Annotated in this window: 21 protein-coding genes and 1 pseudogene; 8 read left to right on the top strand and 14 right to left on the bottom strand. The window is 64.2% G+C overall.

Features of this window, described 5'->3' with window-relative positions:
* Positions 1 to 116 precede the first annotated feature (116 nt).
* The 6 genes from CH294_RS06980 to CH294_RS06955 all read left to right on the top strand — a co-directional run bounded on the left by CH294_RS06980 (position 117) and on the right by CH294_RS06955 (position 6,946).
* Entirely contained in the window at positions 117 to 1,163 is a 1,047-nt protein-coding gene (locus CH294_RS06980; RefSeq protein WP_094737457.1) for an alcohol dehydrogenase catalytic domain-containing protein, read from the top strand.
* Positions 1,160 to 2,365 carry a D-mannonate dehydratase ManD gene (gene manD / locus CH294_RS06975; protein ID WP_094737456.1) on the top strand — a complete coding sequence of 402 codons (1,206 nt, stop codon included), beginning with the start codon at positions 1,160 to 1,162 and terminating at the stop codon, positions 2,363 to 2,365. The genes CH294_RS06980 and manD overlap by 4 nt, the downstream gene beginning before the upstream one ends.
* 8 nt (positions 2,366 to 2,373) lie before the next feature.
* Positions 2,374 to 3,324 carry a PfkB family carbohydrate kinase gene (locus CH294_RS06970; RefSeq protein ID WP_094737553.1) on the top strand — a complete coding sequence of 317 codons (951 nt, stop codon included), beginning with the start codon at positions 2,374 to 2,376 and terminating at the stop codon, positions 3,322 to 3,324.
* Complete coding sequence (locus tag CH294_RS06965) at positions 3,321 to 4,733, top strand: mannitol dehydrogenase family protein (RefSeq protein WP_094737455.1); 1,413 nt, start codon at positions 3,321 to 3,323, stop codon at positions 4,731 to 4,733. Before CH294_RS06970 ends, CH294_RS06965 begins: the two co-directional genes overlap by 4 nt.
* The gene (eda, locus tag CH294_RS06960; RefSeq protein ID WP_094737454.1) at positions 4,730 to 5,389 is read left to right on the top strand and encodes a bifunctional 4-hydroxy-2-oxoglutarate aldolase/2-dehydro-3-deoxy-phosphogluconate aldolase; all 660 of its coding nucleotides are present in this window, start codon (positions 4,730 to 4,732) and stop codon (positions 5,387 to 5,389) included. Before CH294_RS06965 ends, eda begins: the two co-directional genes overlap by 4 nt.
* Positions 5,390 to 5,548: 159 nt before the next feature.
* Positions 5,549 to 6,946, top strand: coding sequence for an MFS transporter (locus CH294_RS06955; protein WP_032405826.1), 1,398 nt, complete (start codon positions 5,549 to 5,551; stop codon positions 6,944 to 6,946).
* 65 nt (positions 6,947 to 7,011) lie between these two features.
* Here the strand turns inward: CH294_RS06955 and CH294_RS06950 are convergent, their stop codons facing one another.
* From CH294_RS06950 to CH294_RS06915, 8 genes are read right to left on the bottom strand one after another with little or no spacing between them, the layout of a single operon-like run.
* Positions 7,012 to 7,638 carry a TenA family protein gene (locus tag CH294_RS06950; protein ID WP_094737453.1) on the bottom strand — a complete coding sequence of 209 codons (627 nt, stop codon included), beginning with the start codon at positions 7,636 to 7,638 and terminating at the stop codon, positions 7,012 to 7,014.
* Entirely contained in the window at positions 7,635 to 8,387 is a 753-nt protein-coding gene (locus tag CH294_RS06945) for a glutamine amidotransferase (RefSeq protein WP_094608655.1), read from the bottom strand. The genes CH294_RS06950 and CH294_RS06945 overlap by 4 nt, the downstream gene beginning before the upstream one ends.
* A gap of 9 nt (positions 8,388 to 8,396) precedes the next feature.
* Positions 8,397 to 9,425: an aryldialkylphosphatase gene (locus CH294_RS06940; protein WP_094737452.1), complete on the bottom strand. Its 1,029-nt coding sequence runs from the start codon at positions 9,423 to 9,425 to the stop codon at positions 8,397 to 8,399.
* The gene (locus tag CH294_RS06935; RefSeq protein WP_032405316.1) at positions 9,422 to 10,456 is read right to left on the bottom strand and encodes an ABC transporter permease; all 1,035 of its coding nucleotides are present in this window, start codon (positions 10,454 to 10,456) and stop codon (positions 9,422 to 9,424) included. The genes CH294_RS06940 and CH294_RS06935 overlap by 4 nt, the downstream gene beginning before the upstream one ends.
* Complete coding sequence (locus CH294_RS06930) at positions 10,453 to 11,235, bottom strand: ATP-binding cassette domain-containing protein (RefSeq protein WP_037147221.1); 783 nt, start codon at positions 11,233 to 11,235, stop codon at positions 10,453 to 10,455. The genes CH294_RS06935 and CH294_RS06930 overlap by 4 nt, the downstream gene beginning before the upstream one ends.
* 3 nt (positions 11,236 to 11,238) lie before the next feature.
* Positions 11,239 to 12,252, bottom strand: a complete 1,014-nt coding sequence (locus tag CH294_RS06925) for a substrate-binding domain-containing protein (protein WP_032405317.1) — start codon at positions 12,250 to 12,252, stop codon at positions 11,239 to 11,241.
* The gene (locus tag CH294_RS06920) at positions 12,249 to 13,145 is read right to left on the bottom strand and encodes a PfkB family carbohydrate kinase (protein ID WP_094737451.1); all 897 of its coding nucleotides are present in this window, start codon (positions 13,143 to 13,145) and stop codon (positions 12,249 to 12,251) included. The genes CH294_RS06925 and CH294_RS06920 overlap by 4 nt, the downstream gene beginning before the upstream one ends.
* A 2-nt stretch (positions 13,146 to 13,147) precedes the next feature.
* Complete coding sequence (locus CH294_RS06915; RefSeq protein ID WP_230592645.1) at positions 13,148 to 14,014, bottom strand: BtpA/SgcQ family protein; 867 nt, start codon at positions 14,012 to 14,014, stop codon at positions 13,148 to 13,150.
* A gap of 201 nt (positions 14,015 to 14,215) precedes the next feature.
* On the opposite strand from CH294_RS06915, the gene CH294_RS06910 reads away from it, so the two are divergent.
* Complete coding sequence (locus CH294_RS06910; protein ID WP_094737450.1) at positions 14,216 to 15,241, top strand: LacI family DNA-binding transcriptional regulator; 1,026 nt, start codon at positions 14,216 to 14,218, stop codon at positions 15,239 to 15,241.
* On the opposite strand, the gene CH294_RS06905 is transcribed toward CH294_RS06910, so the two are convergent.
* The 5 genes from CH294_RS06905 to CH294_RS06885 form a co-directional block, all read right to left on the bottom strand.
* Positions 15,202 to 16,299 (bottom strand): M20/M25/M40 family metallo-hydrolase, encoded by a 1,098-nt coding sequence (locus CH294_RS06905; RefSeq protein WP_094737449.1) that lies wholly within the window; start codon positions 16,297 to 16,299, stop codon positions 15,202 to 15,204. The genes CH294_RS06910 and CH294_RS06905 overlap by 40 nt on opposite strands.
* On the bottom strand, positions 16,289 to 17,152 hold the full coding sequence (locus tag CH294_RS06900; protein ID WP_094737448.1) for an alpha/beta fold hydrolase: 864 nt from the start codon (positions 17,150 to 17,152) through the stop codon (positions 16,289 to 16,291). The genes CH294_RS06905 and CH294_RS06900 overlap by 11 nt, the downstream gene beginning before the upstream one ends.
* Positions 17,146 to 18,333, bottom strand: coding sequence for a lipase family protein (locus CH294_RS06895; RefSeq protein WP_141216467.1), 1,188 nt, complete (start codon positions 18,331 to 18,333; stop codon positions 17,146 to 17,148). Before CH294_RS06895 ends, CH294_RS06900 begins: the two co-directional genes overlap by 7 nt.
* Before the next feature lie 204 nt (positions 18,334 to 18,537).
* Positions 18,538 to 19,203 carry a TetR/AcrR family transcriptional regulator gene (locus CH294_RS06890; protein ID WP_170944621.1) on the bottom strand — a complete coding sequence of 222 codons (666 nt, stop codon included), beginning with the start codon at positions 19,201 to 19,203 and terminating at the stop codon, positions 18,538 to 18,540.
* A 70-nt stretch (positions 19,204 to 19,273) separates the two neighbouring features.
* Positions 19,274 to 20,476, bottom strand: a complete 1,203-nt coding sequence (locus CH294_RS06885; protein WP_094737445.1) for an oxidoreductase — start codon at positions 20,474 to 20,476, stop codon at positions 19,274 to 19,276.
* 138 nt (positions 20,477 to 20,614) lie between these two features.
* Here CH294_RS06885 and CH294_RS06880 point away from each other — a divergent pair, with 138 nt between their 5' ends.
* Positions 20,615 to 21,046 carry an SRPBCC family protein gene (locus CH294_RS06880; protein WP_170944620.1) on the top strand — a complete coding sequence of 144 codons (432 nt, stop codon included), beginning with the start codon at positions 20,615 to 20,617 and terminating at the stop codon, positions 21,044 to 21,046.
* Positions 21,047 to 21,097: 51 nt separating this feature from the next.
* On the opposite strand, the pseudogene CH294_RS06875 reads toward CH294_RS06880, so the two are convergent.
* Positions 21,098 to 21,805, bottom strand: a pseudogene (locus CH294_RS06875) (2-oxo acid dehydrogenase subunit E2); the annotation flags it as partial.
* Positions 21,806 to 21,880 lie beyond the last annotated feature (75 nt).

The raw sequence follows: 21,880 nt of genomic DNA, 5'->3' as shown, positions 1-21,880 counted from the left end.
TCAAGACTAACGCGGGGTGCCGGGTGACCCGCAGTGCCGAACCCTTGACGGAGTGCCCTCGGTCACTAGTATGGTAGTACTGATATTCAAGGCACTACGGCGGAGGCTCTACAGCGATGGCAGTGATCAGCGGCAACGACGAGGCGGCCGTTCTGCACGGTCCACGTGACCTGAGGATCGAGAAGATCGACCGTATGCAGGTCGGCGACGGCCAGGTCAGGGTGGAGGTACACGGCGTGAGCCTGTGTGGCTCGGACCTGCACTACTACGCAGACGGCCGCAACGGCTCCAACTCGCTGACGCAGCCCACCGTATTGGGGCACGAGGGATTCGGGGTCATCACCGAGGTCGGCGCGGGCGTGTCTCAGGGCCGAATCGGCCAGCGAGTGGCAATCGAGCCCGCGGTTCCGAACGGCACCTCGTCGCTGAGCCTGAGCGGTCACTACAACGTCTGCCCCAGTGTCGTCTGCTTCGGATCCCCACCGAATCACGGACTGCTGCGGCAATCCGTTGTCCTGACAGCCGAATTCGCGCACCCACTCCCGGATTCGATCGACGACGGCGTCGCTGCGCTGATCGAGCCCTTGGCCGTCGCAGCGTGGGCCGCAGCCAGGGTCGGGTCGGTGTTGGGCGAGCGCATCGCGATCACCGGTGCCGGGCCCATCGGACTGCTGGTTCTGCAGACGGTCATTGCCCTGGGCGCATCGGAGACGACCATCACCGACGTCGCACCCGCGCGGCTCGAGGTCGCGGCAGCGCTCGGTGCCACCACGACGTTGCGCTCGGGCGAAGATGCACTGCCCGAGGGCACCTTCGACATCGCGTTCGACTGCTCGGGCCACCCCGGAGCCATTGCCGATGCAGCACGCTCCCTCGGCCCGGCAGGCATCCTGGCGCTCGTCGGCGTGCCGGGACGCGCGGTCGCCGAATTCCCCATCGGAGCAGTGCAACGCTGGGAGCTCGATATCCGCGGGTGCTTCCGCTATGGCCCTTCGGCATTCGCCGACGCGATCGCACTCGCCGGATCGGCGCGAGTGGACCTCGCCGCGCTCGTCACATCGACGTACCCGTTGGCCGAATCGGCTGCAGCGCTCGAGGCCGCGCTCACCGACCCCACCCAGCTCAAGATCGTCATCGACACCACTTCGCAAGGACCGCAATGAAAATCATCGACGCCACCGTCATCGTGACGGCTCCGGGCCGCAACTACGTCACGCTCAAGATCACCACCGACGAGGGCATCGTCGGGTGGGGTGATGCGACTCTGAACGGACGCGAGCTCGCGGTGGAGTCGTACCTGAAGGACCACATTGCGCCGCTCCTGATCGGACGCGATCCCCACCGGATCGAAGACATCTGGCAGTACCTGTACAAGGGTGCCTACTGGCGGCGTGGTCCGGTGACGATGACAGCCATCGCAGCGGTCGACGTCGCACTGTGGGACATCAAGGGCAAGGCCGCCGATATGCCGGTCTACCAGCTCCTCGGCGGTGCTGCACGAGACGGGATCATGGTCTACGGGCACGCCAGCGGCGGTAGCATCGACGAGATGCTCGACGACGTCCAAGCGCATCTCGACAAGGGCTACAAAGCAATTCGTGCCCAGTCGGCCATTCCCGGCCTGAAGAAGACCTACGGAATTCCGGTCGACGGCTTCTACGAACCCGCATCCGGCGCTGCGCCGCAGGAGGACTCGTGGGATACCGCCCCGTACATGCGGTTCGCACCGCAGATGCTCGGTGCCGTGCGTGAACGTCACGGGTTCGACTTCCACCTGCTCCACGACGTACATCACCGTCTGAGCCCGATCGAAGCGGGACGACTCGGGCGGGACCTCGAAGAGATGCGCATGTTCTGGATCGAAGATCCCACCCCCGCCGAGGATCAGAGCGCCTTCGCCGTCATTCGTCAGCACACCACCACCCCGATTGCCGTCGGCGAGATCTTCAACTCGATCTGGGACTGCCAGAATCTGATCACCAACCGGTGGATCGACTACATCCGCACGTCGGTCTCGCACGCCGGCGGTATCACCCATCTGCGCAGAATCTTCTCGCTGGCCGATCTGTACGGCGTTCGATCGGGATCTCATGGTGCGGGCGATCTTTCGCCGGTTTCCCTCGCTGCCGCGTTGCACGTGGATCTGTCGATTCCCAACTTCGGAGTGCAGGAGTACATGGGGCACGTCGACCCGACGGGCGATGTGTTCCAGACGAGCTACACCTTCACCGACGGCTTCATGCATCCGGGAAACCAGCCGGGTATCGGCGTCGAGGTGAACGAAGAGGCCGCCGCGAAGTACCCGTACAACCCCAAGTATCTGCCCGTCAATCGCCGTCTCGACGGCAGTATGCACGATTGGTGAAGCGCCACATGGCCACAACTCAGTTCGATGTAGTCCTGCTCGGCGAGCCGCTCGTCGAGGTTTCGACCACCGAGGCCTTTCGGCACGGAGCAGACGGTGTGCTCGGAGTATCGGGCGATGTCGTCAACGCAGGTGCCGCCGCTGCTGCTGCAGGGGCTTCGGTAGCCCTCGTCGCGCGGGTATCCGACGACGAGCTCGGCGACGCTGTCTGTCGGCGGATTCGTGAGCTCGGCATCGACGACACCTTCGTTCGGCGAGTCCCCGGCCAGCAGGGTGTCTACTTCCTGCACATCGATCCGGAGGGTAATCGCCAGTTCTCCTATGCCCGAGCCGGTTCGGTGGGCAGCCAGCTCGATGTGGCGGACCTGCCCGTGGGCGTGATCGAGAATGCGGGTGCCGTCCTGGGCGGCGGAATCGCTGCGGCACTGTCGCCGACCCTCGCCCGCACGATGCTGCACGTGGCGCAGCATTCGGGCAGATTTGTCTACGACCCCAACTTCCGCCCCAGGTTGACGACGGCCGATCAGGCGCGCGACTTCCTGCAGAACATCGCCGCCTACTGCGAGGTGATGGTGCCGTCGGCACCGAGCGAGATCGAATTGCTGCTCGGCACAGACGATCCGGCGAGTGCTGCGGCGTCCCTGATGGGCTGGGGTGCACGCTCTGTGGTGGTCACCCAGGGTTCCGAAGGGTCCAGCATCTTCACCGAGGAGGGACGGTCCCATCAGCCGGTGATTCCTGCCCGCCAAGTGATCGATCAGACCGGTGCCGGTGACGTGTTCGCCGGCACCCTGACGGCGCGTCTCGCTCTCGGCGACGATCTTCGCGAGGCCGCGGCCATGGCTGCAGCAGCGGCATCGCTGAGCGTCGGCGGACGCGGCGGCACCGGTCTCATTGCACCGCTCGACGAGATCCGCCGCCACGGTGAGCGATACCGCACCGAGCGAGTAGCGACATGACGGCGTCCACCCGGTTGTCCGACGCGACCGCCGCGGTCGCCCGTCCCACCTCCAGTGGAATCGTGCATCTCGGCGTCGGAGCGTTCCACCGGGCGCATCAGGCAGCGTTCACCTACGAGGCCGCACTGTTGACCGGGGAAACGAACTGGGGCATCACAGGTTTCACTCAGCGAAGCAATACGGTGGTGGAGCAGCTCGCCCCGCAGGACGGGTTGTTCACCCTGGTGCAGAAGGGGATCGAGGAGACTACGGCGACCGTTGTCGGCTCGATGCTCGACGTACGGAACGCAGCCGCGAACCCCGACGCGGTTGTCGAGGCCATCGCCGATCCGGCAACACACATCGTCACTCTGACGGTCACCGAGAAGGGATATCGGCTCGACCCTGCCTCGGGCCGACTGCGTCTGGACGATCCGGAGATCGTGGCTGATCTGAGCGGCAGGCCGCCGCGCACGGTGGTCGGGCAGTTGGTTTCGGGGTTGGATCGGCGCATGGCAGGCGATTCGCCTCTGACAGTCCTGTGCTGCGACAACCTGCCGTCGAACGGTCGAATTCTGTCCGAGCTGGTCCACGCTTTCGTCGCTGCCCGTGACCGCGACCATGGCCTGGCCGAATGGATTACGCGTCGAGTCACGTTCCCCAGCAGCATGGTCGATCGAATCGTGCCCGCTACCACTGACGACGACAGGGCGGACAACGAGCGAAGAACCGGCCTACGCGACGACGCTCTGGTGGTGTGCGAGCCGTTTCGGCAGTGGGTGATCGAGGACGATTTCGCAGGTCCGCGTCCAGCGTGGGAGCGAGTCGGCGTGCAGTTCGTCGAGGACGTGGAGCCCTGGGAGACGATGAAGCTGCGCGTGCTCAATGCCACCCATTCGGTGCTGGCGTACCTGGGAATCCTCCGTGGGCACAGCACCATCGCCGAGGCGGTCGGGGATCCGGTGCTCGACGAGATCTGCCGGACCATGGTTCTTCGAGACGTCGCACCGACGATGGTCGGCGGAATGGACGCTGTCGGGTACGGCGACGAGGTTCGTGTGCGATTCGCCAACCCGGCGCTGAAACACACCACCCGGCAGGTGGCGATGGACGGATCACAGAAGCTCGGTCCGCGCCTGTTGGGGACTGTGCGTGATGCAACGTCCGCCGGTGGCTCGACGGGCATGCTCGCTCTCGCCGTCGGGGCCTGGTGCGCTTTCGTGCTGGAGGAAGCGAAAGCCGGACGTGTGCTGGATGATCCGTTGTCGACACAGCTGTCCCGTGCCGGATCGGCGTCGGACCTGCTCGGTATCGACTCCATCTTCGGGCCCGATCTCGGGGCCACTTCACCGTTCGGCACGCAGGTCGTTGCGTGGACCGACTTCCTACGGACCGACTCGCCGAGCAAGTGGAAACGAGTGTTGACATGACCTCCGAACACGAAGAATTGCTCGAAAACCTAACTGCCCGTGATGTATTGCGCGTAAGCCCTGTTATTCCGGTTGTCGTCATCGATCGGGTCGAGGATGCGGTTCCGCTGGCTCGGGCTCTGTATGCCGGCGGTATCGGCATCATCGAGATGACGCTGCGTTCGGAGGCCGCTCTCGGTGCCATCGCAGCAATCGCTGCGAACGTGCCGGAAGTAGTCATCGGGGCGGGAACGGTGCTGACCCGCGAGGACGCGCTGAGATCGGTGGATGCCGGCTCGCGATTCCTGGTCTCGCCCGGATCCCCGAGGGGGCTGCTCGACGCGGCCCGCGCGCTGCCGGTTCCGCTTCTGGCGGGAGTGTCGACGGCGACCGAAGCGATGACGGTTGCCGAGGGCGGATCGACCGAGATGAAGTTCTTTCCGGCCGAGTCGTCGGGAGGGGCATCGGCGCTGGGGGCTCTGGCGGGTCCTTTGCCTCACTTGACGTTCTGCCCCACCGGTGGCATCACTCCGCAGAACGCCGTCGACTACTTGGCGCTGCCCAACGTGGTGTGCGTCGGCGGTAGCTGGCTCACGCCGTGCTCGCTCGTGCAGGCGGGGGACTGGGCCTCGATCGAGGAACTGGCTCGTTCTGCGAGTGCGCTGTCCAGCGCCTAGTTCGGTTCGCGAAGGGTCATTGACGGATTGGTATAACAGTGCTTGTATATCACTGTGGCGAGCGCCACCAACCTCCCTCGATGAGGCACCGGTCTCACGTAGGCCCGCGGCGAACTCGCATCATGAACTCATCGATCATCACCAGCAATGGAGCTTCGGATGTCACAGGACACCAACGAATCGACGGACGATCGCGGTAACACCGCCGTCCCGACTCGCAGCACGAAAGACCTCACCAAGGCGGCGATGTCCGGTTGGCTGGGTACGGCAATGGAGTTCATGGACTTCCAGCTGTATTCGCTCGCCGCCGCGATCGTCTTCAATCGCATCTTCTTCCCCGACGTCAGCCCGGCGATCGGATTGATCGCCGCCATGGCCACGTACGGCGTCGGCTATGTCGCGCGCCTGGTCGGTGCCATCTACTTCGGCCGGATGGGCGATCGAATCGGTCGAAAGAAGGTCCTGTTCATCACCATCGCGATGATGGGTGCCTCCACCACCCTCATCGGTGCGCTCCCGACGTACGACGCGATCGGCATCATGGCCCCGATCCTGCTCGTCGCCCTTCGCCTCATCCAGGGATTCGGCGCCGGAGCCGAAATCGCCGGTGCCACGGTCATGTTGGTCGAGTACGCACCGGACAAGCGTCGAGGCCTCATCGCCTCACTCGTCTCCCTGGGCACCAACTCCGGAACCCTTGCTGCGTCCGCCATCTGGGCCTTGCTGCTCGCTGTACTGTCCGAGGATCAGTTGCTCAGCTGGGGCTGGCGCGTACCGTTCCTCGCGAGCTTCTTCCTGATGATCTTCGCGGTGTGGTTGCGCTCCAACCTGAGGGAGAGCCCGGTCTTCGAGGAGCGTGCCGATGTGGTCGACGGTGTGGCCCTCTCACGCGACGAGATCGAGAAGACCGACGAGGAACTGAAGGTCAGCGTTCTCGAGTCCGGTCTCAAGCAAAAGAAGGGCCGCGCGTTCTTCATCGCGCTGGGTCTGCGGTTCGGTCAGGCCGGCAACTCCGGGCTGATCCAGACATTCCTGGTTGGTTACATCGCGTCGACGCTGCTGATCGATCGTTCCATTGCCACCAGTGCAATCGTCTACGGTTCCCTCATCGGCTTCGCCACCATTCCGATCGTCGGCATCCTGGGCGACCGATTCGGTCGTCGTCCGATCTATATGGTGCTCAGCGCGCTGACGATGATTCTGGCTTTCCCACTGATGCTGATGGTCACGAGCGGCAACACAGTGGCCCTCGTCGTCGCAATGGTGCTGGCCCTCAATCTTGGTGTGCTCGGCCTGTTCTCACTCGAGAGCGTGACGATGGCGGAACTGTTCGGTGCGCGAACCCGCTTCACGCAACTCGCACTGGCCAAGGAAATCGGCGGCATCCTCGCCACCGCGATCGGACCGTTGCTCGCCGCCAGCCTCACCGCATGGACGGGTAGCTGGTGGCCCATCGCGGCGATGCTCGTGATCTACTCCGCGATCACCCTGGTCTCGTCCTACCTGGCACCGGAAACCAAGGGCCGCGATCTCGTCAGACTGAACGACGCAGCCTGAGTGCCTACGGCAGTGGCGTGGTTATGTGCCCCAGACGGCGCTCAACCGCACCACTGCCGTAGGCATTAGTGCATCGCCGCGTTGTGGAACTCGGTCTCCGCGGCGAGCATGCCGGCGAACCACTCGTCCAGCGTTGCGTCGTCCACACCGTCCATGGCGTCGACCTCGCGGGCCAATGCGTCCACCTGCGCCACGAAGGCGGGTCGGGTGTGCATCTCGATCCACTCCTGTAGTGCCGGTTCGCGATCGACCGACGCATCCAATGCTGCGCGACACCAGGACAGGTACAGGGTCTCGGCGGCGAACATCGCGACCAGAGCCGCAGACCGTCCGTCTCGACGGACGAGTCCCAGTGCGTAGTTGGACAGTACGGACGAGCTCTCGATCAACTCGCGCACGTCGCCGTCGTACGGAAACTGCTCGCGTAACCCGGCAAAGTACTCACGCTGTTCACCGACGAGGTTGGACAGTGACATCACGTGATCGGTTGCGTCGTCCAAGGACTCGGACTCTGCAACCACGAGGCCCAGGATGCGTACGGCCGTGAGCACGAACGCTTCCTCGATCACCAGGTAACGCCGAAAGTCGTCGTCGCGCAGTGTGCCGCCGATCGAGTCGGTAATGAAACTGGCCTGCTGCGCGGCAACGAGGTTGCGATGTTGCCGCGCAGTCAGTTCGGTGGATCGACTCATTCTTCGGACAGCCAGGTGATCAGGCCGTCGAACAGATCGGTGTATCCGAGCCATTGCTCGCAGAATTCCGGCGGTGCCCAGTGCGGCGAGCAGTCGGAGGTGAAGACCGCCGAGCGGCCTTTACCGTAGGTGCCCGCAGCGACGAGCGGATCGCCGTTGATGGTGGCGGGTACGGCAACTCCGTCCTTGGCGATCACGCGGTTGTAGCCGAGTAGAGCCGGCCACTCGGTACCGCTGGCGCTCACGGTGGGGTGCGTGCCGTCGACAACCACGGGGATCATGCCGCCGGGCGTCTCCACGCGATCGTCTTCGGCGAGCATCGTCACCGGCAGCGCGTCTGCGAGTGCCGTCTGCCGAAACGCTGCTCGGGCCTGGAATCCGGAGAACGAGAGGTAGCCGCCGATCATCAGCAGCGCACCGCCGTCGTGCACCCAGTTCCGGAGCTCGACCAATCGATCCTCGCCCGCCTGAAACCGGTCGAAAACGCTCGGCGCGAGCTGAATCGAGTTGGCGCCGATGTCGGAGAGCACGATGACGTCGTAGGCGGACAGGGCGTCTGCGCTGCCGGGAAACTGGGTCGGCACCAGGTGCGCCGGCATGTGCACCACGTCGTGTCCGCGGGAGGTCAGGGCATCCTTGAGCGGTCCGACGCCTTCGACGTAGGAGTGCACAGTGAATTCGTCGACCCCTTTGACGTGGGTCGAGGTGGTCATCCAGCTTTCACCGGCGATCAGAACTTTCTTACCCATGGTGGTTCTCTATCCTTTTCCGGCGCTCTCGAAGAGCGACCTGGGGTTGTCTCGCATCAGCGAGGAAACGTGCTGTGGATCGATTCCGCTGCGCACGAGTCGGGCTGCGAAAGAGATTGGTACGTAGGCCAAACCGTTGCCCCCGAAGGCGCGGAGCATCGACTTGAGGAACAGGTCGTGACTGAGGAGAAGTTGCTGTCGGTACCCTCCGCCGATGAGACCGGCGACCGCGAAGGCGGTCTCGGCGGGTGACGGAGACTGCCCCTCGCCCGGGAACTCGAAGGGCATGCCGATCATGTCGAATTCGAGATACACCCCGCGATCGCCCAGAGCGCATTGGTAATCGGGATCGTTGCCCGACGGGTCCATGTGACAGAGCACCACAGCACTCGGGTCGACGCCCATCTCATCGATGACGATGTCGAGCACTTCGTGCCCGCGCCGCTGCCAGCCCGGAAGATGAACGAACAGTGGTACATCGACTTCTCGTTGGGCGACGCACGCTGCGCGCAGCGCTTTCTGTTCGTCGGCGGTGAACGACGGCGAGACGCCGATCTCGCCGATCACCCCGGGCCGCGGTCCGTCGTCCGCGGTGAACTCGGCAATGAGTCCCGACGCGAGCTGGTCGACGCCGAGCGACGCGACCTCGGCCGGGTGCGTGGCTTCGAGGTACCAGCCCGAGCCCATGACGACGCGGACACCCGATTCGCGGGAGTACTGTTCCAGAATCTCGGGCCGACGGCCGATTCCGGGCGGCGTCAGATCGACGACGGTCGTCCCACCGTGATCGGCAAAGGTTTTCAGGTCTGCCAATACGGCTGTCGCGTCGTCGATCCGACAGTTGTCGGCGCTGTGATAGGGATTGTCGTGCAGCAGCCATGCATCTCGAGCCGAGATCGGTCCGGAGAGAGCGTGTGCCACAGCGGGGTCGGGCGACTCCGAGTACGCCACGAAGGCGTCGTTGTGCAGGTGCTCGTGTGGCAGCACCAGCCCCAGTTCGCTGGAGTCGACCGGCCCCGTGACCGTCGTGACGATCACTGCTTGCCCGGAGCGCTCTGCAAGTGCTTGAACAGCGACGCCAGTGAATGCCCACGCATGTTGATCCAGATGGCGACGAGCAGAACGATTCCGGTGATGATCGGGGTGAGGAACGGGCTGACGCCCAGCAGGGTCAGGCCGTTGGCAATGATGCCGGTGAGGACCGCACCGATCACGGTGCCGACCACGGTGCCTCGTCCACCGAACAGATTGGTACCGCCGAGCACCACCGCGGTGATGACGGTCAGCTCGAAACCGTTGGCGGAGTTGGCCGATCCCGAGCCGAGCCGTGCAGCGATGAGTAGGCCGGCGATGCCGGCGGCCAGGCCGGTGAACACCAGCGTCATCATCAGCACGCGGCGAGTGTTGACGCCGGAGCGTCGAACGGACTCCACGTTGGAACCGATTCCGGTGACGTAGCGGCCGAAGCGGGTGCGGTTGAGGGCGATTGCGCCGATGATCACCACGGCCAACGCGATCCACGCACTTGCCGAGAATCCCAACCAGGACGCAGTACCGAGCTTCGCGAACGCGGTGCCCGGGGTGATGGGGACGGAGAACCCTTCGGTGCGGTAGAGCGCAATTCCGCGGATGATGGACAGCGTGGCGAGGGTGACGATGAATGGTGGAATGCCTTGGTAGGCAGCGAGCCAACCGTTGACCAGGCCCCAAGCCGCTCCCATCAGCGGGGCCGCGATGAACACCACCGAGGAGTCCACGCCTGCCTGAATGAGCTCTGCACTCATCGCGGCGACGAAGGCGACGGTTGCTCCCACCGAGAGGTCGATCTGGCCGGTGGTGATCACGAATGTCATGGCGACGGCGATGATCAGGACTGGTGCGATCTGCGTCGCGAGGTTGGAGATGTTGGTGAAGGTCAGGAACGAGGACGTGGTGACCGAGAAGACGATGGCCACCGCGACGGTGACAGCCAGCATGGCCAGTGTCGGCTTGTTGGTCTGTTGCCACAGTGATGGGCGCGCAGCGAGTTTGGCGACGCTGGGCTGCGCGTTCTTGTCGAGTGTGATCATGGTCGGCCTTCCGGCGAGGACGGTGAACGCTGGGGAACCGGAGTGCGTGTGATCAGTCCGACAAGCGATTCGATGTTGAGGTCACCGATCGGTACGTCGTCCACGCTCTGCCCCTCGTACATGACGGTGATGCGGTCGCACACCCGGAACAGATCCTGCAGCCGGTGTGTCACCAGGATGACTCCGACGCCCTGTGCCGCAACGTCGGTGATGAGTTTCAACACCGACTCCACCTCGGCGACGGCCAGTGCAGCCGTTGGCTCGTCGAGGATCAACACGTCGGGGCGGAACGACACGGCGCGGGCGATCGCGACGGTCTGCCGCTGCCCGCCCGAGAGCTGCCCGATCTCCTGGTACGTCGACTTCACTTTCACATGCAGGTCCGCCAGGATTTCGGCAGCGCGCTCGTGCATACCGTGCCGGTCCAGAAACGGTCCCTTGCGGGGTTCGCGCCCGAGGAACAGGTTGCTGGCGACGTCGAGGGTGTCGCACAGTGCCAGGTCCTGATAGACGATGCCGATCTTCTGCTGTTGTGCATCGAGTGGCGTCGAGAAGCGAACCGGTTCTCCGTTGACTCGCATCTCACCACCGTCGTGTTGAACGGCGCCGGCTAGGATTTTCATGAGCGTCGACTTGCCGGCACCGTTGTCTCCGACGACCCCGAGTACCTCGCCGCGCGCGAGCCGAAGATCGACTCCGCGAAGCGATTTCACCGGTCCGTACGATTTGGTGATTCCCGACAGTTCGATCAGTGGCGCAGTCGGATCTTGTTGTGCCATGGGCTACTTCTCCAGGTAGTACATGTAGTCGCCCACGTTGGCGGGGGTGACGATCTGCGTGGGAACCGGGATGTCCGCAGGTGCGGTGCGTCCGCAGCCGAGGTCGATGGCGGCATTCATTGCTTCGTAACCGAACTCGAAGGTGTTCTGCTGCACGACGCCTTCGAGCCAGCCGGCCTGCAGTGCCGACACTGCCTGATCCGACAGGTCCCAGCCGACGGCCTTGATCCGGTCCTGTGCGCTCTGGCTGTTCACTGCGGCAACCAGCCCGATGAGTGCCGGTTCACCGGTGGCATAGACGTACTCCATATCCGGGTTGCCGGTGAGCAGGTTCTCCGCGGCGGTCTGCGCGTTCTCCTGGATGTTGCGACCGTCGACAACGGTTCCGACGGTCATGCCTGCAGCGGAGACGGTGTCGGTGAATCCCTTCTGACGCTCGAGCTGAATGGTGCTGTTGAGCGCACCGACGATGCCGACGGTCCCGGTGTTGTTCGCGAGTTCGGTGAGGGTGTTGCCGATCTGAGCGCCACCCTCGGCGTTCGCGGTGCCGACCTGGGTGGAGACGCCAGGGGCGTCGACGGTGGCGTCGACGGCGACCACCGGGATACCTGCTGCGGCGGCCTTGGCGACGGATGGCTTGATGCCGTCGGTGTCGATGGCGTCGACGATGATGGCGTCGACACCGGAGGCGATGAGGTTGTCGAACGCGTTGGCCTGCGTGACGGAATCATCGTTTCCGCTGATGATCTGGAGATCGACCCCGGCTTCGTCGGCCACCTTCTGGGCGGCGTTGTTGATCTGGTTGAAGAACAGCGCCTGCAGGTTGATCGTGACCAGACCGACCTTCAGGCTGCCGTTCTTGCCGTCGCACGTGTCGGCGACTCGGGACGGATCCGGAATGGACGACGCGGCCGCGTCGGTGCCGCCCGATGTGTCGCTGGTGGAGGCGGAGTCACAGGATACGAGGGTGAGGGCAAGTGCCGCACCGAGAACGAGGGGAAGTGCGCGTTTGATCATCGGATCTCCTGAAGATCGACAGTAGCGAGGGTGGCGGTGAATTCGTTGAGTTCGGTGATGCTGGGGCATCCGCGTGGTCCGGCCGTCGCGCAGGCGAGAGCTGCCGACGCTCCGGCGAGTCGGGCTGCGCGAGCGGGAGGTTCGCCTGCGTCGACGAAGGCGATGTACGTACCGCAGAAGCAGTCTCCGGCGCCGACGGCATCGACGACGTCGACCGATACTGCGGGTTCGGTGATCGTCTCACCCGAGGGTGTCACCAGGGTCCATCCGTGTTCGCCGTCGGTGACGACGAGGTGGGTGTCGTGCTGGGCGGTCAGCATCGACCACCGTTCGGCATCGATGCCGAAGTTGTTCTGCCACAGACTGCGTCCGACGATGACGTGATCGGCGAGGGCAAAAGCGCGCAGTGCGGCGTCGAGATCGTCGCAGCCGTCGAGGTCGATGGCCAGGCTGACGTTGTCGGGTAGTTCGGGTGGGAGCATCTCTGCTCGGTAGCCGTCGACGAACAGTCGTCCGCCATCGATGGAGAGGGCGTCGAGGACGGTCGTCAGTCGGTGTGCGTCGTTGGCGTCGTCCTGGCTGATGATCGAACGGTCGCCTCCGTCGGCGATGAGAACGACTGCGGTGGAGAGGAATGCGTCACGCGGTGCCCAGCTGGTGTCGACTCCGTCGTGCTTGAGCCCGGCGAGAAACTCGGTGGATCGGGCGTCTGGGCCCACTGCGCCAGCGAAGGCTACGCGGGCACCCATACGGGCTGCGGCTACCGCGGCGTTCGCGTTCATGCCGCCGTCGATCGAGTCGATGGCCGTTGCCTGCACTCGCTCGCCCAGAACTGGAACATGCGGAACATGCACCGTCACATCGTTGTTGGCGTAGCCAAAGAAGACGATCATGGCTATTTGCCTGCCGCGCGGGCCACGGCGCGAACCTTCTCGCCTGCGACGCGTCCCCACCAGCGAGCGTTCTCCTTCACCGAGGAGGCGATGATGGCACCGTCGCATTCCTTCATGAGGTCGCCCACGTTGGCGGCGGTGATGCCGGAGCCGATGATGACCGGAAGCATCGTGTTGTTCTTGATCACCGAGACCTCGTCGACCGAGGCGGCATCTCCGGTTCGTGAGCCGGTGGCGATGAGGACGTCGGCGTCGAAGAACTCGGCGTCCTCGGTCTGCTCGGCGATGGTGCGGTCCGCGACGATGGCATGTGCGCCGTGCTTGACGTGCACGTCGGCGAAGATCTTGACCGGATCGGCACCGATGCGGTGACGGAAGCGGGTGGTCTTGGCGGCCTGGCCCTCGATGAATCCTTCGTTGGCGATGTAGGCGTTGGCCCACTGGTTGACGCGCACGAAGCTCGCGCCCGCTGCCCACGCTGCGGCCACGCCGCATTCGCCGGCATTGGACAGGATGCTCACGCCGACTCGGTTGCCGAAGTCGCCGACGACGGCGGCCGTGACCACGCCCATGCTGGCCGCGGTTTCGTAGCCATGTTCGCCCGGCTTGAGGAACGGTATGTCCCAATGGTTCTCGACGATGACACCGTCGAAGCCGTTGTCGATGTACGCGTGTGCCTCTGCCAGGGCGAATGCCGAGATCTCGGAGACGGGTTGACCCTTGTAATGCGGGCTGCCGGGTAGAGCGGGCAGGTGAATGGCACCGATGAGCGCTGGTGCCGAGGTGAAGATCTCGGCCAGAGCCGACGGCTTGGTCGGGAAGACTCCCAGCGATTGCTCGGGGTGCTGGTCCGACAGGGACGTACTCACGTAGGGAACTCCTCGGGTGATCGTCGGGCGAGGGCATGTAATCGATTACCTCGCATGTATGCACCGTAAAGGATCGACACCCATCCATGTCAAGGAATTCCGGAGTCGTTTATGTAAACGATTACCTCTACTGTGTAAACAGCAACGCAAGCGACTGCGCGGTTCGATAACCTCGGGTCCTCACGTGAGAGTAGGAGTTGGATGCGTAAAGCAACCATTCGCGACGTTGCCGAGCGCGCAGGTGTCTCGACGGCCACGGTGTCTCGAGCACTGTCGGGCTCACGTCCGGTCTCGGAGGAGATCGCTGCCACCATCCGGCAGGCGGCCGAGGATCTGGGATATTCGGGCAACATCATTGCCAGTTCGCTGCGCCGCAACAGAACGGACACGGTCGGCATGGTGGTGCCGAGCATTGCCAACCCCTTCTTCACCTCGCTCGTCGTCAACGTCGAGCACGTGCTGTCGCAGCGTGGCCTGCAACTCTTCCTGTGCGATTCCCGATCCGATCCGGAGGTCGAAGCGCAGAGGTTGCGCAGCTTGGTCTCGCGTCAGGTCGACGGCATCATCATCAGCCCGTGCCACGGGGAGCGGTCCGCAGAGGCCGTGCGCACCACGGCCCGCGCCATTCCTGTCGTTCAACTCGACCGCTTCGCGCTCGACACCCACACCGACTGGGTCGGCGTCGACGACGATGCTGCGCAGGCGCTGGTCATGGATCATCTTGCTGCGCTGGGTGTTCGGAGTGCAGCCTTCATCAGTTCCGAGCTGACCAACTCGTCGACCGAGCTGCGTCGGGCCGGCTTCTTCCGTCACGCGCAGAGAGTGGGAATCGAGACGCGAGAGGAGTGGACGCTGTTGGGCGACTACTCGATCGACTGGGGACGTGAGTCCTCGCGGTCGATGCTCGGAGCGTCTTCACGTCCCGACGCGGTGGTGTGTGCAGACGATCTGATTGCACTCGGCGTTCTGCAGAGTTGCCAGGCGCTGGGCTTGTCGGTTCCCGCTGATGTCATGGTGACCGGGTTCGACGACATACCGTTCTCGGCGTTGAGCAATCCGCCTCTGACGACCGTCCGGCAGCCGCAGGAACGCATCGCGGCGGAGGCCACTCGGCTGTTGGATCAGGCGATGAACAGCGACGAGACGGGTACTGCGCACATCGCTCTGCAGCCGGAGTTGGTGGTGCGTCAGTCGACGGTAGGCCAGGCGCGCGTCACTGCGGTGTAGGCGGTGATGGCGGCATCGAGTTCCTCGAGTGCGACGGTTTCGTCGGCGGCATGCATCAGGGCCGGCGTCCCCGGTCCCCACACCACGATCGGCGCACCGGGGGCCGCCGCGGCGATGATGGATGCGTCGGTGAAGTACGTGACCGGTTCTGGCGCAACGGAGTGCGGTAGCTCGTCGACCCAGCTGTTTCCACCCGCCGTCCTCACGCCGGGCAGGTCGATTCGCGCCTCGACGTGGTCGACCTCGGGTTGATCGCGCCACCACGACAGCAGTGTCGAGCCGTCACCGACGGTTCGATGATCGACGACGACGTGTGCGGTGTCGGGAACGATGTTGGGGGCCGATCCACCGTCGATCATCCCGACGTTGAACGTCTCTGCGCCCAGGAACGCATCCGTCGACAACGGGAGTTCGTCGCGAGCCCGTGCCAGGACGTCGACGAGCTTCATGATGGCGCTCTCGCCTCGCTGCGGTGTACTGCCATGTGCAGCAATACCTTTGGTTGTGACGTCGACCCACAAGGCACCGCGATGGCCCAGATGTACCTGATTTCCTGTTGCCTCGGGCACCACCACCGCACCCACCGAACATTCGGCCACGGCGTGACGAGCGGCAAGTGCGCCGAGCGATCCGATTTCCTCGTCGCTGGTGAGCAACAGCGCTGCGGGAACACCGTTTTCGAAGGCGTCGAGCACAGCGGCCGTAGCGGCCACGAGGCCTGCCTTCATGTCGGACGTACCTCGGCCCCGCAACACACCGTCTTCGACGTCTGCGGCGAACGGATCGAACTGCCAGTTCGAGAGATCGCCCGCCGGGACGGTATCGACGTGGCAGGCGAACATCAGCCTCGCCGCCGTTGGAGGCGCATCATTGGTGATCAACAGCCACGGGTGCGGGCCGTCGCGATGTCCCTCGACCGCGATGCCGGTTGTGTGTGCCGAGAGTACGGAGACGACGGCATCCATGGAGGAACGCTGCGGCACCGGGTCTCCGGACACGGTGCGTTGCGTGACCAGCTCGGCGAGCAGGCCTGCGGCAGTGGTGCGGTCAAATGCCATGGGAAGCAATCGACCGCATCACTGCGGCGGCAGCCGCATCGGGGGCCTGCGTCGGAATCCAATGCGAGATCCCGGGCAGCACTGTCAGCGTGTACGCCGCATCGACATACCTCTGGGTGGTGTCGACGGCAGCACGGCCGATGAAGGTGTCGCCGTCACTCCACACCATCGAGGTCGGCACGGTGATGCGCAGACGACCGATGCCCGGGTTCGAGAACGGCAGTCCGCGGTACCAGGTGACAGCGAAGGGCAGCGCGCCGTAGTCGACGATGTCCGTCTTCGTGCGTTCGAGGTCCTCTTCGGCCATGCCGCTTGCCCTGTACCACTTTTCGGCTCTCTCGCCGGGCCGCGTCATCCATTTCTCGGGCAGTATCGGCAACTGGAAGAACGCGAAGTACCAGGAGTGCAGTATTTGCTTCGAGTTGAAAAAGCCGGTCATGAACGCACCGGGGTGGGGAACCGAGAATGCCGTCAGCGACAACACCAGGTCGGGTCGTCGGCCTGCGGTGACCCATGCGATGTTCGCTCCCCAGTCGTGCCCCACCAGATGTACCGGAGTCCCGATCCTGTCGATGAGAGCGACGACGTCGCCCACCAATGCTCCGACACGATAGTCGCGACGCCGCGTCGGCCGGGCGCGCGGTGAGTATCCGCGCTGATCCGGTGCGACAGTCCGGAAACCGGCATCGTTCAGGATCGTCATCACTGCGGACCACGACGACGCTCGCTCGGGAAAGCCGTGCAATAGCAACACAACCGGGCCGTCCAGCGGTCCCTGATCGATGACGTCGAACACCAGACCGTCGTGGGTGTACTCGGTGATTCGCTCCACCGAGGAGCCGCTCGTCAGCATGTGCTGGGCACCGACTGGCCCGCGAACACGGCGGCCAGGAACTGCATGGCCGCTTCGTCGCTGACATCGTGGCCTTGCTCGGGCTGTTCCTGCGCTACGATTGAATCGCCTAGGGCACATGCTCTTTCGACGCCTTCGGCAGTCCACTGGGGTAACACGATATCGTCCTTTGCACCGTAGGCCACGAACATCGGCACCTCGCTCCTCACTTGCGGCAATGTATAACGTCCGACGACGTCGAGGAGCTTCTGCTCCGATTCTGCCGAGTCGGCGGCGAACTCGTCCGGCGCCATCGCCTGGACTGCCCGAGCCTTGCCTTCTGTGTCTCCGCCCTGGCAGGTGAGCAGCAGCTCGTTGTTGGCCTCGGCGACGCTGCCGCTGTAGTCCTTAGGATCGATGGCGGGGTCCACTTGCTGTGCGCCGTAGAGCAAGTACGGCAACAGTTCCTTCTGCGGTGTGGTGAGAGTTCCGTCCATACCGGATCGAACGAGAGGCGTCAGGTCGGTCGGTGGTGAGAGCGATACCGATCCGACGAGGTCGAGCCCCTGGCCGTACGAGGCAGCGAGTTCGTTTGCAGCCCATGCTGCTTGGCCACCCTGCGACAGGCCGACTGCGGCCCAGCGTGCGGACGTCTCGGGCAGCGCATTGTGGACTGCGCGGGCCGCGTCGATCATGTTGTTGCCGGTGGTTCGCGGTTCCAGGTACGGGTGCGTTCCACCGCCGGTGCCCAGTCCCTGGTAGTCGGGGAGCACGGTGACGTACCCGAGTGCGGTGAAATCCTGCACTGCGAATTGGTACCCGATCAGGTCGGGATACAGGGTGGGTCCGCAGTCGGCCTGTATGCCGGTGGTGCCGTGCCCGTAGACGACGATCGGCCAGCCGCCCTCGGGTGCGGTGCCTGCCGGAACGGCCGCTACACCGGATACCGCCGCCGGGGAACCGTCGACACCCGACGTCGACTCGTACACGAAGCGATACAGCGTTGCGCCTGTGTTCGAAAGTTCGGCGGATCGCTCACCGAAGTCCTCGTATTGGAGAACAGTGCCCGGCACGCCCGTCAGGTCGTACTGCGGGGCCTGGGCGGTGGTTGTCGTCAGTTCACCGAGCGTGGTGTCGGGATCGTTGGCGGGGCCACACCCCGCTGTCACTGCTACCGCGAGGCAGCAGACGACAGCGGACATCGAACGGGAGTAGGAGAGCACACGGCGTGTCTACCAGAAAGAAGCCGCGTTCGGCCGATGCCTGGGGTTTCACATCACCGCCCCTACCGAAATTCAGACAGAATTTCTGCCGAGGCTTGAAGTGGGGCGTAGCCGTTGAGTTGACGGCAACGACAAGGAACAGTCTTGTCGCGTATCGCCACGTCATGCCGACACAGTAGTGGGCTAGCCGGTTCCGAGGATTGTCTCGATTGCGTCGTCTACATCGAGGGTGGGATCCAGGACCGGGGCGGTGCGCAGGCACGCAACGATGAGGTGCACCAGCCAATCCACCATCTGCTCGATGTCGACGCTGACGTCCTCTTCGAGCCATCGGGCCGTCGCGCCGTCGATTGCCGCGACGATGCTGTGCCCGACGAGTCTGACGCTGGCGTTCTCCGCGTCGAATCCGAGTTGCGTGGCCGCTGCCGCCAGCACTGCGGTTCGGGCACTCTCGAAAACTTCCCATGCTTCGGGGTCGGCGCCTCTGCCGCCCAACACCATTCGTAATGCCAGCCCGCGGTGCAGGCTGAGATAGTTCAGGTGGCTGGTCAGGGCCGCCCGAATCTGGACGTCGGGTGTCGAATCGGGAATGTCTGCGAAGGCCTCCGACATGGCCGCGGCGGTGGCCCGCATCGCCTCGAGGTAGATGCCCCTCTTGTTACCGAAATAGTGGAACAGGAGGCCGTGGGCAACGTCGGCCGACTCGACGATGTCCGAGACGGCGACCTTGTCGTAGTCGGCCTCCGCGAACAGGCTCGCCGCTGCGTCGACGATTCGCTGCCGAGTTTCGGCAGCTCGGGCGGTGGCCCGGTTGACTCGGGCAACCGGCTTGGCGGAACGATCTGGCACCGAATGTCCAATCTGCCTGGGCCTGCCCGTCCGGCTGTCACCGAGGGCTCGGTACGAGCCTAGGGCGTCATCAGATGATCGGGGTGATGTGGTCGTGCAGATCGAAGCCGAGCAGCGCCTTGCCGTAGGTCTCGATCGACACTCGCGGCAGCATGACGGCATGGCGGGCACCGACACTCGAGTCACGCCAAATACGTTGCAGAGCATTCACTTCGGCGAAGGCTCCGGCGCCGGTGGCGTCGACGAGCATGTTCAGTGCCTCGTTGATGCTTCGTAGCGCAACGGCCGCGTCGCCGCGAACGCGGGCGCGGGAGAGCAGGTCCGGGTACTCACCGGCCTCGGCCCAACGCTTGACGTCTTCTGCTGCGCGGTAGGCGTGCAGGTGCGCAGTGTCGACTTTCAATGCGGCTTCGGCGAGCAGCATCTGGAAGGCCACCGAATCGGCCTGCCGGTCGAACACCGTGTAGGCCAAGGCCTTCTGTGACGCCTTCGTTCTGACGAGTTCGACTGCAGCACGTCCCATTCCGAGCTGCGGTCCGACGAGCACCATGACGAGCATGGGGCCGAAAGCCGAGCGAGCGAACGCGGAGTCGGTACGCTCCGCCACGTTGGCACCGCTGAACGCCGGAATCATCGAGAGCATGCGGTGTTCGGGGACGAATACGTCCTCTGCAACGACGGTGTTGCTGCCGGAAGCGCGCATGCCAGCTACGTACCAGGTGTCGTCGATGCGGTAGTCCGAGCGGGGCAGCAATGCCATGCCTTGGTCCAGCATGTCGCCGTCTTCGTCGTTGATGATGATTCCGCCGGTGAACCACTCCGAGTGCAGGCTGGCCGAGGCATAGGGCCAGGTGCCTGTGAGCTGATAGCCGCCCTCGACCTTGCGGGCAGTGCCGCCCGGGGTGACGACGCCGGCAATGACGGCGTCCGGTCCGTTCGCGTAGATCTCGGCCTGAGCCTGGTCACTGTAAAGGCCTGCAGCCCAGTTGTTCACGTTGGACAGGGTGGTGACCCAGGAGGCACCCGCGTCACCTTCGGCGATGATCGCCGAGACGTCGAGCATGGTGCGCAGATCGGTCTCGAGTCCGCCGAACTTCGCCGGTGCTGCAATCCGAAATGCGCCTGCGCGGCGGAGGGCATCGACGGTGTCCTCGGAGAGGCGTCGCGCCTTCTCGTTTTCGGCTGCTCCGGCCTTCAGGTCGGGTACGAGAGCTCGAAGATTGGCGATCACATCGGTGGCGGTTGCAACGGATAGCGCTTCGGTCGTCGTCATGGCTCGTCTTTCGTTCGGCCCCATGGCTGTGAGGCGTGTCTCATGAAGCTAAGCCCTATTTGACTTCAGGTCAATATTGACTTGCGATCAACAATGTGGCGTAGTTGTGAAACACCGTCTTCGAGCGAAGGAACCCGGATGCTGAACATCACCATGACGCAGGAACTGCCCGCCTCTCAGAACGAGGTGTGGGCAACTCTGTCCGACGTCAGCACCTTCGAGAAGTGGCATGCCCTGCACGAGGAGTGGGTGGAGACGCCCCCGAGGGACCTCGAAGTCGGGTCGACGATGGTCGAGAAGATCAAGATCGCGAGCATCACCGATACCATCGAGTTCCAGGTCGAAAGTCTGCGTGCACCGGAGGCGCTGGTCCTGGTGGGTGCCGGGTCCACTGGATCGAAGATCCGGCTCTCGATGAACTGCGCCGCTCGCGGAAGCGGCTCTGCCGTCACCCTGGAGCTGGAGGTGACCAGTCCGTTGTTGTTCGGAGTGGTGGGCAAGGCGCTGCAGGGAACGTTCAAGAAGAAGCTCACCGCCACCCTGAACGGACTCGCGGAGTACCTCGGGTGAAACGCCGATCGCCCCGCACTTGCGAGCGGGGCGATCGGACAGTTCGACTCGTCAGTCGAGAAGATCAGCAGCGTAACCCTTTTCGAGCCGACTCTTGACGTCGCCGAGGTAGCGGGCAGCATCGGCACCGTCGACGATGCGGTGGTCGTACGACAGCGAGAGGTACACGGTCGGAACCGCGGTGATGGTCAAGTTTCCTGTGGCGTCTCGGACGGGCACCACACGTTCGACGACCGAGCCGAAACCCAGGATCGCCGATTGCGGTTGATTGATGATGGGCGTGTCGAACAGTGCGCCGCGGCTTCCGGTGTTGGTGATGGTGAAGGTGCCCCCGGAGAGGTCGTCCGCGGTGACAGTGCCGCTGCGCACTTTCTCTGCAGCACTGGCGATTTCGGCCGCAAGGGCGGTGATCGAAAGCGCCTGCGCATTCCGGATGACCGGGACCATCAACCCCTTCGGGCCGTCGACGGCCATTCCGAGATGGCAGGCACCGTGATAGGTCACGGTGGTGACGTCGGCGTCGAGTGCGGAGTTGACGACGGGGTTGTCCGCCAACGACTCCACCGCGGCTGCTACGAAGAACGGCAGATACGACAGCTTGTGTCCGGTGCGGCTCAGAAACGCGTCCTTGTTCTCGCGGCGTACCCGCGCCATCGAGGACACCTCGGCTTCCACGACAGTCGTCAATTGAGCTGCGGTCTGCAGGGATCGAACCATCCGGGTTGCGATGGTCCGCCGGATGCGCGGCAGCTTTTCGACGCGGTCGGCCGCGGTCTTGGCAATGTTCTCACCGAGCGAGGGCATCGCAACAGTGGTGGTCGTGACTGTCGCTGT

It is taken from the genome of Rhodococcus sp. 14-2483-1-1 (assembly GCF_002259335.1).
In the GTDB taxonomy this organism is placed as follows: domain Bacteria; phylum Actinomycetota; class Actinomycetes; order Mycobacteriales; family Mycobacteriaceae; genus Rhodococcoides.
This window is presented reverse-complemented; position numbering and strand designations above follow the sequence as displayed.